Source organism: Pseudomonas sp. 39004, assembly GCF_028682155.1.
GTDB classification, from domain to species: domain Bacteria; phylum Pseudomonadota; class Gammaproteobacteria; order Pseudomonadales; family Pseudomonadaceae; genus Aquipseudomonas; species Aquipseudomonas capeferrum.
The window spans coordinates 1-3,068 of record NZ_JANIAG010000308.1 but is presented as its reverse complement, the minus strand read 5'-3'; the positions used below and the strand labels follow the sequence as shown (position 1 = coordinate 3,068).

Sequence of the window (3,068 nt, the reverse complement as noted above, 5' to 3'; positions counted from 1 at the left end):
TCAAGGACCTGGCCTTCGACCTCAAGAACATGCGTACCCAGCAACAGTACGGCAACGACTACAACGAGTATCGCCTGATCACTTCCTACACCTGGAAGTTCTGGTGACCGGCCCGCATGGAGATGGCTCATGAGTAACCTGAACACCAACATCACCCGTGATACCGACCCGCGCACCATGCGCCGCATCGTCATTGCCTCGGTCCTGGGCAACGCCCTGGAATGGTATGACTTCTTCCTCTATGGCACGGCGGCGGCGCTGATTTTCGCCCCGCTGTTCTTCCCCGCCGGTACCGACCCGGTGCTCGGCACCATGGCCTCGTTCGCAGGCTTCGCCGTAGGCTTTCTGGCCCGCCCGCTGGGTGGCCTGATCTTCGGCCACATCGGCGACAAGGCCGGGCGCAAGAAGGCCTTGGTGATGACCCTGGCGATCATGGGTGCGGCAACCTTTGCCATGGGGTTGCTGCCCACCTTCGAGCAGGCCGGCTACCTGGCCCCCGCCTGCCTGGTCATTTTGCGCGTGCTGCAAGGCGTCGCCTCGGGTGGCGAATGGGGCGGCGGCGTGCTGCTGCTGAGCGAGAATGCGCCCAAGGACCGGGTCGGGTTCTATGCGGCCTGGAGCCAGTTGGGTGTTTCCGGCGGGTTCGTGATGTCTGCCGCAGCGTTCTACCTGGTGCAGATGCTGCCGGTCGACGACATGATGAGCTGGGGCTGGCGGGTGCCCTTCTTGGCCAGCATCCTGATCTTTGGCGTGGGCGTGTACATCCGCCGCAGCCTGCCAGAGAGCAAGGCCTTCGTCGAAGAGCAGGCCCAGCAGGACAAACCCGAGCACATGCCGGCCATGGAAGTGCTGCGCAAGCACCCCAAGGCGGTGCTGCAGGCCATGGGTATCCGTATCGCCGAGAACGGCAGTGCCTACCTGTTCCTGGCCTTCACCATCGCCTATGCCAAGTTCACCGGGCTGGATACCCAGCTGGTGCTGGCCAGCGTGATGGTGGCGATGATCGTCGAGGCCGGCACCATCGTGTTCTGGGGCTGGCTGTCGGACATCATTGGCCGGCGGGTGGTGTATGCCATCGGCTCGGTCGGCTTGATGGTGCTGGCGTTCCCGTTCTTCTGGATGCTCGATACCCATTCACCAGTGTGGGTGTACCTGGCGGCGTTGCTGGGCATGGCCTTCTGTCACGGCGCCATGATCGGCACCCAGCCCGCGCTGATGGGTGAGCTGTTCCCGGCCAAGGTGCGTTATTCGGGGCTGGCCATGGGGCACGAGATTGCCTCGATTTTCTCGGGTGGCCTGGCGCCACTGGCGGCGACCGCACTGTTCAGTGTGTACAAGGACGCCTGGCCGGTGTCGGTGATGCTCATGGTGATGGGCGCGATTACCACCCTGGCGGTGATTTCCATCAAGCCACAGACCGCTGCAGAAAATAACTGACGGTAGCCCCCTTGGCAGGAGCAGCCTGCTCCTGCGATGAGGCCATCAGGCTTTCCACATCAGGGCTGTCCAAATCAGGAGCTCGCGTGCATGAACACCCTCACCCAAGCGCAACACCTCAAGCCAAGCAAAAAACGCTACGTCTACGAATGGTATGTGGTCCTGCTGTGCATGGTGGCCTACATCTTCTCGTTCGTTGACCGGCAGATCCTGGCCTTGATGATCGAACCGATCAAGGCCGACCTGCAACTGAGCGATACCCAGTTCAGCCTGCTGCACGGCCTGGCGTTCTCGCTGTTCTACGCCTTCATGGGCATGCCCATCGCCTACTTGGCCGACCGCTTCTCGCGGCCACGCATCATCGCGGTCGGGGTGATTTTCTGGAGCTTCGCCACGGCCGCCTGCGGCCTGAGCAAGAACTTCACGCAGATGTTCCTCGCCCGTATCGGCGTGGGGGTCGGCGAAGCGGCGCTGTCGCCTTCGGCCTATTCGATGTTCAGCGACCTGTTCCCCAAGGAGAAGCTCGGCCGCGCAGTGGGCATCTACTCCATCGGCTCGTTCGTCGGTGGTGGCATTGCCTTTCTGGTCGGCGGCTACGTGATTACCTTGCTCAAGGACGCACAAACCATCGAGGTGGCCTTCCTGGGCGCCATGAAGGCCTGGCAACTGGCGTTTTTCATTGTCGGCTTGCCCGGTGTGATCGTTGGCCTGTTGATCTGGCTGACGGTGCGCAACCCGGAGCGCAAGGGCGCGCAGCTGGATGCTGACGGTAACGTGCGCAAAGTGAAACTCACCGATGGCCTGCGCTTCATCGGCCGTCACCGGGCGACTTTCAGCTGCCACTACCTGGGCTTCTCGTTCTACGCCATGGCACTGTTCTGCATGATGAGCTGGACACCCGCGCTGTACATCCGCAAGTTCGGCATGAGCCCTGAGCAGGCCGGTTTCATGCTCGGCACCATCTTGCTGTTGGCCAACACCACGGGGGTGGTATTCGGCGGTTGGCTGACCGACCACCTGGCCAAGCGTGGGCGCAGCGATGCGGCCATGCGCACCGGGGTGATTGGCGCGTTGGGCATGATCGTACCGGCCGTGCTGTATTCGCAGGTGGACCAGCTGTGGCTGTCGGTGACCTTGCTGGTGCCGGCCATGTTCTTCGCTTCGTTCCCTATGCCAGCGTCCACTGCAGCCATGCAGATCCTCTCGCCGAACCAGGTGCGTGCGCAGGTATCGGCGGTGTTCCTGTTGATCAGCAACCTGCTGGGCCTGGGGTTGGGGACCACGTTGGTGGCGTTGATCACCGACCGCTACTTCGGTGTGCCGGCAGCCGTTGGTTCGTCGATGTCGATCGTCAGCTTCGCCGCGTCGTTGCTGGCCATCGTGCTGCTGACCAAAGGCTGCAAGTGCTTCCGGCACAGCATGCAACGCGAGCATCCGGTCGGGGGCTGAGGGGTTGGCCACGTAGGCCAGCATGACCCGATAGTAGTTGGGGGCACCAGGTGCCTGGCTTGGCATTTTCAGCGCCTATCAGATCGAGCGCCGCCCGCGCGGCGCATCGCGACGCAAGGCCGCTCCTACATTTGTTTCGGGCCAGTGAGGCCTGTGGCATTTGCGCGCGACCGCTTTGTTAG

General features: G+C 62.6%; 2 protein-coding genes. Both read left to right on the top strand.

The features are described from left to right. The first annotated feature begins 129 nt into the window (after positions 1-129). A complete protein-coding gene (locus tag NP534_RS26405) occupies positions 130-1,437 on the top strand; it encodes an MFS transporter (RefSeq protein ID WP_238347559.1) in 1,308 nt (435 codons plus the stop codon). Between the two features lie 90 nt (positions 1,438-1,527). Then, the gene (locus NP534_RS26400; protein ID WP_274100683.1) at positions 1,528-2,886 is read left to right on the top strand and encodes a spinster family MFS transporter; all 1,359 of its coding nucleotides are present in this window, start codon (positions 1,528-1,530) and stop codon (positions 2,884-2,886) included. Positions 2,887-3,068 lie beyond the last annotated feature (182 nt).